7 protein-coding genes are annotated in these 7425 nt (G+C 71.8%); 2 read left to right on the forward strand and 5 right to left on the reverse strand.

Features of this window, described 5'->3' with window-relative positions:
• Positions 1 to 132: 132 nt before the first annotated feature.
• The 3 genes from gatA to QNJ12_RS23080 all read right to left on the reverse strand — a co-directional run bounded on the left by gatA (position 133) and on the right by QNJ12_RS23080 (position 3082).
• Positions 133 to 1578, reverse strand: coding sequence for an Asp-tRNA(Asn)/Glu-tRNA(Gln) amidotransferase subunit GatA (gene gatA, locus QNJ12_RS23070; RefSeq protein WP_300626367.1), 1446 nt, complete (start codon positions 1576 to 1578; stop codon positions 133 to 135).
• The gene (gene gatC / locus QNJ12_RS23075) at positions 1575 to 1877 is read right to left on the reverse strand and encodes an Asp-tRNA(Asn)/Glu-tRNA(Gln) amidotransferase subunit GatC (protein ID WP_300626369.1); all 303 of its coding nucleotides are present in this window, start codon (positions 1875 to 1877) and stop codon (positions 1575 to 1577) included. Before gatC ends, gatA begins: the two co-directional genes overlap by 4 nt.
• A 65-nt stretch (positions 1878 to 1942) precedes the next feature.
• Entirely contained in the window at positions 1943 to 3082 is a 1140-nt protein-coding gene (locus QNJ12_RS23080) for a citrate/2-methylcitrate synthase (protein ID WP_300626370.1), read from the reverse strand.
• 88 nt (positions 3083 to 3170) lie between these two features.
• Between QNJ12_RS23080 and QNJ12_RS23085 the strand changes: the two genes are divergently transcribed.
• A complete protein-coding gene (locus QNJ12_RS23085) occupies positions 3171 to 4325 on the forward strand; it encodes a citrate synthase (protein ID WP_300626372.1) in 1155 nt (384 codons plus the stop codon).
• A gap of 17 nt (positions 4326 to 4342) precedes the next feature.
• Here the strand turns inward: QNJ12_RS23085 and lgt are convergent, their stop codons facing one another.
• The gene (gene lgt, locus QNJ12_RS23090; RefSeq protein WP_300626374.1) at positions 4343 to 5311 is read right to left on the reverse strand and encodes a prolipoprotein diacylglyceryl transferase; all 969 of its coding nucleotides are present in this window, start codon (positions 5309 to 5311) and stop codon (positions 4343 to 4345) included.
• A complete protein-coding gene (locus QNJ12_RS23095) occupies positions 5308 to 6075 on the reverse strand; it encodes an alpha/beta fold hydrolase (RefSeq protein ID WP_300626375.1) in 768 nt (255 codons plus the stop codon). Before QNJ12_RS23095 ends, lgt begins: the two co-directional genes overlap by 4 nt.
• Before the next feature lie 61 nt (positions 6076 to 6136).
• On the opposite strand from QNJ12_RS23095, the gene QNJ12_RS23100 reads away from it, so the two are divergent.
• Positions 6137 to 6799 carry a TetR/AcrR family transcriptional regulator gene (locus QNJ12_RS23100; RefSeq protein WP_300626378.1) on the forward strand — a complete coding sequence of 221 codons (663 nt, stop codon included), beginning with the start codon at positions 6137 to 6139 and terminating at the stop codon, positions 6797 to 6799.
• The last annotated feature ends 626 nt before the right edge of the window (positions 6800 to 7425 follow it).

Here is a 7425-nt window from a genome sequence, read left to right on the forward strand (position 1 = left end):
TCGACGTGGACCTCGAGGCCCACGACCATCTCGTAGCCGTCGTACGACCAGGTCATGTCGCTGCTCGCTTCACTCGCCGCCGGACACGCCGGCTCTGCTGTGCCTCGATGCTCGCTGCGCCGCACGTCGCCATCACGGCTCGCCTCCGGCCGCTGCGCGACGTTCGAGCTCGGCGGCCACCTGCAACATGACGGGCTCACCCAGCGCAGGGGCAAGCACCTGCACGCCGACCGGCAGGTCGTCGGCACCGGTACCGAACGGCACGCTCAGGCCGGGGTCGCCGGTCAGGTTGGCCGGGATCGTGTAGGTGTCGCACAGGTACATCGCGATCGGGTCGGCGGTCTTCGATCCGAACGGGAACGCCACGCTCGGCGAGGCCGGCGTCACCAACACGTCGGCGCGCTCGTAGGCGCGGGCGAAGTCGTCGGCCATCAGACGGCGGATCTTCAACGCCTTGCCGTAGTAGGCGTCGTAGTACCCCGCTGACAGCGCATACGTGCCGAGCATGATGCGCCGCTTCACCTCGTCACCGAACCCGGCCGTGCGGGTGGCGGTGTACATGGCGTTGGTGTCGGGTGCGTCGACGCGCATGCCGTACCGCACGCCGTCGTACCGCGCCAGGTTCGACGACGCCTCGGCCGGCGCGATCAGGTAGTAGGCGGTCAGCCCGTACGTGAAGGCCGGCACTTCGACGTCGACGATCGTCGCACCACCGGCTGCGAGTGCGTCGAAGGCCTGCTCGGTCCGTTCGACGACGTCGTCGTCGGCCCCCTCGGGGAGGTCGGTGATGCGACCGACCCGGAGGCCCTCGACCCCGCGGTCGAGCAACGCCGTGTAGTCGGGCACCGGCTCGGGGATCGACGTCGAGTCGAGCGGATCGTGACCGCACACGACCTGGAGCGCCAGCGCCGCGTCGGCGACGGAGTGGGTGAACGGCCCGATCTGGTCGAGGCTGCTCGCGAACGCGATCAGGCCGTACCGGCTGACACGACCGTACGTCGGCTTGACGCCGACGACGCCGCACAGCGCGGCGGGTTGGCGGATCGATCCGCCAGTGTCGGAGCCGAACCCGATCGCGGCGAAGCCGGCTGCGACCGCAGCGGCCGAACCGCCCGACGAACCGCCGGGCACCCGGCTCGTGTCGAGCGGATTGCGGGTCGGTCCGAACGCCGAGTTCTCGGTCGAGGACCCCATCGCGAACTCGTCGAGGTTGGTCTTGCCGACTGCGATCGCACCAGCGGCGCGGAGCACCGAGACGGCGGTGCCGTCGTACGGGGGTCGCCAGTCGTCGAGGATCTTCGACGAGCACGTCGTCGGGATGCCGCGGGTGCACATGTTGTCCTTGAGCGCGATCGGGACCCCGGCGAGCGGGCCCGGGTCACGACCCGCCGCGACCGCCTCGTCGACGGCGGCCGCCTGCGCGCGGGCCTCGTCCGCGACGACCAGGTTGAACGCGTGGACCTCCGCGTCCCGGTCGGCGATGCGAGCGAGGTGCTCGTCGACGACGTCGGTCGCGCGCAGCTCCCCCGCGCGCACCCCGGCGGCGATCGACGACGCGCTGGCGAACGGCACCGTCATCCCTCCGACCCGATGATCGGCGGCACTCGGAACTGCCCGTCCTCTGCCTCGGGCGAGCCGGCCAGCACCTCGTCGCGGTCGAGCGTCGGTCGCTCGACGTCGTCGCGCATGACGTTGACCAGGTGGTACGGCTGGTTCATCGGTGCGACGTCGTCGAGATCGAGCGCATCGATGTCGGCGAAGTGGTCGAGCATGTCACCGAGCTGGTGCGTGGCGCGATCGAGCTCGTCGTCGGTCAGTTCGAGGCGAGCCAGCCGGGCGACCTTGGCCACGGCCTCCTTCGTGAGGCGATCGGACACGAGGGGTGAGGCTAATCCCGGGGCCGCGCCCTCCCCACCTGCATCCCGATCGGCATCGGGCCCGCTCAGCCCTCGGCCGGAGCGCGTCCGGGCTCGGGTCCCACGTACCGGGCGGCCGGCCGGATCAACTTGCCGGCCGCCGCCTGCTCGACGGCGTGCGTCACCCAGCCGACCGTCCGGCTCACTGCGAACGTCGGGGTGAACATCTCGCGCGGCAGCCCCACCGATGCCATGATCACACCGGCGTAGAACTCGACGTTGCTCGGCAGCGGCCGGTCGGGCTTCAGTTCGCGCAACGTCGCCAGGATCTCGCCCTCGATCGCGATCGCCCGCTCGACGAGCTCGCCACCCAGCCGCTCGGCGACCTCTCGCAGCAGGGCCGACCGCGGGTCGGGCGCGCGGTACACCGCGTGGCCGAACCCCATGATCCGACGGCCCGCGGCCACCTCACCGCGCACCCAATCGGCGGCCCGATCGGGCGTGCCGATGGCGTCGAGCGCGTCGAGCGCCCGGCTCGGCGCGCCACCGTGCAGCGGCCCGGCCAGCGCACCCAGGGCCGCGCACACGACGTCGACGAGGTCGGCACCGGTGGATGCGACGACGCGCCCAGTGAAGGTCGACGCGTTGAAGCCGTGGTCGATGGTCAGCATCAGGTACTGCTCGAGCGCCCGTGCATCGCCGGCCGACGGCGTGATGCCGGTCACCGAGTGGAGGTACCCGGCGGCATGGCCGAGCGAGCGGTCCGGCTCGACCGCACCGAGCCCGACCGAGCGCCGATGCAGGACGGCCAGGACCGCCGGCACGAGCGCGGCCAGTCGGAGTGCCTGACCGCGCCGCTGCTCGCCGTCGAGCTCGAGCAGCGGCGCGACGCCGAGGGCCGGACCGGCCATCGACAGGACCGCACGAAGCTTCGCCAGCGCCGCCCCAGGCGTGGCAGCGACGGTCCCGACGAGCCGATCGAGGTCGGCCGGCACGACGCGCGCCGCTGCGACGGCGGCCCGGAACGACTCGTACTCGGTCTCGTCGGGCAGGCGTCCACGCTCGAGGAGGTGCCACGCGTCCTCGAAACGGTGTCGACGCGCGAGGTCGACGGCGTCGTACTGGCGGTAGTGGAAGAACCCCTCCTCACCGAGCACGGCGCCGATCTCGGTGTCGGACACCGCGACGTTGTTGAGACCCGGCGGCACGTCGATCAGCTCTTGCATGCCCGCCAGTGTCCCGCTGGCACACGCACTGATCAACGTTGATTCAATCAACGTTGACGAATCCACCACCGTCCGCCACCATGTGCGCATGCCGACCTACATCGGCGCGACGGAGGCAGCGCGGCTCCTCGGCGTCACGAAGCCGACGCTGTACGCGTACGTCAGCAGGGGCCTGCTCGATCGGCGAACCGCCGTCGACGGACGGACCTCGCTCTACGCTCGTGACGACATCGAAGAACTCGCCAACCGGTCGCGCCGCCGGGCGCCGGTCGAGCGACCCTCGATCGACGTCCAGATCGCGTCGTCGATCACGACGCTGAGCGACGAGCGACTCTCCTTCCGCGGCCACGACGCCGTCGCACTCGCGACGTCGGGATCGTTCGAGCAGGCTGCCGAGCTGCTGTGGTCCGGCGAGCTGCCCGAGGACGTCCCCCGCTGGCCCGTCGACCGCACCGCCCTGCGGCAGGCGCGCGATCACGCTGCGGCGATCGACGATCCGCTCGCCCGGCTGAGCATGAGCGCGCTGTCGCTCTCGTCCCGGACGGACGGAGCGCCGGCCGGGGCACCGCCGGGCGCGGCAGCCGCCCGCCGCCTGCTCGGCATCGCGCCGAGCGTCCTGGGCGGGCCGCAGCGCGGCGACCTCGCAACTCGCCTGACCGCTGCGTGGTGCGGTCGGTCATCACCCGCGGTCGTTGCGGCGGTGTCGCGGGCGCTCGTGCTGCTCGCCGATCACGAGCTGGCGACCAGCACGCTCGCCGTGCGCGTGGCAGCGTCGGTGCGGGCCGAGCCGTACGCGGCACTCTCGACCGGCCTCAACGTCGTCGGCGGCTCGCTCCACGGTGCCGCCAGCCGGATCGCCGCCGACATGTTGGCCAGTGCGCAGCGCGACGGAGCCGAGCGAACCGTCCGGGCACGGCTCGCCGCAGGACGGCTCCCGGGGTTCGGGCACACCGTGTACCGCAACGGTGACCCGCGGCTGGCACCGCTGCTCGACGCCGTGTCGGCGATCCCGCACGAAGGCGGCCGGTGGGACGTCGTAGCCGACGTGCTCGCCGTGGCCGGTCGTCACCTCGGCAAGCACCCGAACGTCGATCTCGGGCTCGCGGCGCTGCTCTTCGTCGGCCGGCTCCCGCTCGACGCGCCCCTGTTCGCGATCGCCCGGTTGGCCGGGTGGGGTGCGCACTACGACGAGGAGATCGGCGAGCGCGCCGTGCGATTCCGTGGGCTCACCAGCGCCCGATGACGCCCCGAGCGAGCCCGTCACTCGGCCGCGAGATCGGCACCATCGGCGCCGCTCTCGGCCTCGATCGCTTGGCCGGACGCGGTGCGCCCGCCCTCGCCGGGCGGGGCGTCGTCGACGTCCACCGACTCGGCATCGTCGAGCTCGTCGACGTCCAACGCGGCACCGTCGTCACCGTCGTTGCGATCGACCCACCGGCGGCCTCGCGTCGCCACGAGATAGGCACCACCACCGACGACCGCGGCGAGCGCCACCCACTGGTTCCAGCGCAGCCCGCCGAGCTCGCTGGACGGATCGATCCGCAGACCCTCGATCCAGAACCGGCCGGCGCCGTACCCGATGAGATAGACCGCGAACAGCCGGCCGGCGCCGAGCCGCAGCCGCCGGTCGATCCACAGCAATACACCGACCAGGCCGATGTTCCACATCGACTCGTACAGGAACGTCGGGTGGAACGTCGTGCCCGACTCGAAGCCCGCCGGGAGGTGGTCGTCGTCGATCTCGAGCGCCCACGGCAGGTCGGTCTGCTTGCCGAACAGCTCTTGGTTGAACCAGTTGCCCCACCGGCCGATCGCCTGCGCCAGCGGGATCGCCGGTGCCGCGCACGTGAGGGTCTCGGCGGCGCCGATGCCGCGCCGTCGTGCCTGCCAGAGCCCGGCGAAGACACCGGCGAGCAATCCGCCGGGGATGCCGAGGCCACCCTCCCAGAGCCTGGGGATCGACCCGAGGTCGTCGGAGAAGCGGTCCCAGTCGGTGGCGACGTGGTACAGCCGCGCGCCGATCACGCCGGCCGCAACGCCCCAGACGGCGATCGAGCTCGCGTCCTCGGCGGTGCCGAGCCGCTTCTGCTCGAGCATCCGGCCCATCATCCAGACCGCGGCGATCACGCCGAGCGCGATCATCAGGCCGTACGCCCGGAGGTCGAGCGGGCCGATCGAGATGCCGCTGCCGGAAGGGCTCGGCAACGAGGCGACGACCGAGGCGATCATGTCGCCGTCACCTGACGGACGAACTCGACCGAGTCCTCGATGACGGTGGCGCGGTCGTAGTCGAGCGCCGCCACGTGGAAGCTGCGCTCGAGCCACGTGTGCTCGACAGGCCCGCCATAGGCGGCAGCGAGATGCTCGCTGTCGGCCGGATCGACGACGTGGTCCTGGCGCGACGTGAAGAGCCGCAGCGGGACGGTCAGCTCGCCGAACCGGCCGGTGATCGGCGCGATGCCGTCGTGGAGCAGTGAGTGCAGTGGTGCCAGCGGCGTGCCGTCGTAGGAGTTGTCGAACGCCTCCGGGTCGGCGATGTCGGAGCCCTCGCCCGGCACGATCGTCAGGCCGTCCTCGATGAACTCGTCGAGCATCGCCATCACGTCAGCGTCGCGCAGTCGTGTGGCGGGGTTGATGCACACGAGCCCGCGCACGTCGGGCTGCTCGATGGCGGAGGCGAGCGCCAGCGTGGCCCCCATGCTCTGCCCGACCAGCACGACGTGGTCGACGCGCTCGGCGACGCGGCAGCGGGCACGGTCGAGCTCGGCCGACCAGTCGGCCCACCGCGTGCCGAGCATGTCGTCGACGGTCGTGCCGTGACCGGGGAGGCGAGGGAGCTCGACGTCGAAGCCGGCGGCGATCATCGCGTCGGCAACCCCGCGGACCGAGGAGGGATTCCCCGTGAACCCGTGCACGACCACCACGCCGGTGGCGCCACCCGCTGCGTGCGAGAGCGATTCGCAGCCGTCCAGCACGGGGATCTCGATCGTCACGTCGGGATGTCTACCAGCGATCGGCTTGACCCGCCGGTCAAGCTCGGGGTGAACTGGACCGGTGACGATCGCGGACGACCCGTCGACGACCGACGCCCGGTCGACCTCCGGCGGCCGACAACTGACCGAGCAGGGCCGCGAGCGCAAGCAGCAGCTCGTCGACGCTGCGGTCGCGCTCTTCGCCGAACGCGGCTACGCGGCCACCCGCATCAGGGACATCTGCGACGAGGCCGGCGTCGCGAAGGGACTGTTCTACTGGTACTTCCCGACCAAGCTCGACCTCTTCGGCGAGCTGACTCGGTCGATGCGTCGCGGTCTGCGTCGAGCACAGGCAGACGCCATGACCGCCGACGCCGATGCCGTCGAGCGGATCCGGCAGGGGACGGTGGCGAGCGTGCTGTACATCGCCGAGCACGCCACGTACTTCGCACTCGTCGACGTCGAGCGTGCCGATCCCGCGATCGCCGAGGTGGTGCGCGAGGGCAGCGCGGTCTACCTCGCCGACGTGACCGCGTTGGTCCGGGAGGCGCAGCAGGACGGCTCGATCCTCGACGCCGACCCGGGGCTGCTCGCCCTCGGCGTGCTCGGCGCCGTCTCGTCGTTCAGCAACGCATGGCGCAACGGTCGCATCGATCTCGGCGCGGACGAGCTCGCCGTGTTGGTCGGCGACTGGGTCGTGCGAGCCCTCGGCCACGCCGAGGCGTCGGTCGAGTCGCGCCGCTGATCGACGCCGGGCAACCAGCGTCAGCCGGGCCTGCCAACCAACGCGCATCTCACGGACCGAGCGCGTCGCGCCGGCGCGGTGGGCGAGCGCCGCGGCGAAGCGGCGGCGGCGAGCACGGGAGGCGAAGCCAGTCGTCTCGCCGGCCGGCGACCGCGTCGCCATGCCGCTGGGAGGCGAGGAGCGCAGCGCCAGCGAGCACCACAGCCCGGCAGGGCGGCCGCTACATCAGCGGCGCCACGTGCGCAGCCCGATCGAACGAAGGCAACCAGCGTCAGCCGAGCTTGCCTTCGAGCTCGGGGTGGCGGGCGATCATCACCGCGACGAAGGCGTCGACGCATCGACGCCGGGCACCAGCGTCAGCCGAGCTTGCCCTCGAGCTCGGGGTGGCGGGCGATCATCACCGCGACGAAGGCGTCGACGCATCGACGCCGGGCAACCAGCGTCAGCCCAACTTGCCTTCGAGCTCGGGGTGGCGGGCGATCATCACCGCGACGAAGGCGTCGACGCATCGACGCCGAGAATCAACCCAACTTGCCTTCGAGCTCGGGGTGGCGGGCGATCATCACCGCGACGAAGGCGTCGACGCATCGACGCCGGGCAACCAGCGTCAGCCCAACTTGCCTTCG

Origin of the sequence: Ilumatobacter sp. (assembly GCF_030065885.1) — a bacterium.
Lineage (GTDB): Bacteria > Actinomycetota > Acidimicrobiia > Acidimicrobiales > Ilumatobacteraceae > Ilumatobacter.

Bases quoted from the DNA above. Each gene is read 5' to 3' on its own strand.
- gatA (WP_300626367.1), bottom strand. From the start codon at position 1,578: ATGACGGTGCCGTTCGCCAGCGCGTCGTCGATCGCCGCCGGGGTGCGC.
- QNJ12_RS23080 (WP_300626370.1), bottom strand. From the start codon at position 3,082: ATGCAAGAGCTGATCGACGTGCCGCCGGGTCTCAACAACGTCGCGGTG.
- QNJ12_RS23085 (WP_300626372.1), top strand. From the start codon at position 3,171: ATGCCGACCTACATCGGCGCGACGGAGGCAGCGCGGCTCCTCGGCGTC.
- lgt (WP_300626374.1), bottom strand. From the start codon at position 5,311: ATGATCGCCTCGGTCGTCGCCTCGTTGCCGAGCCCTTCCGGCAGCGGC.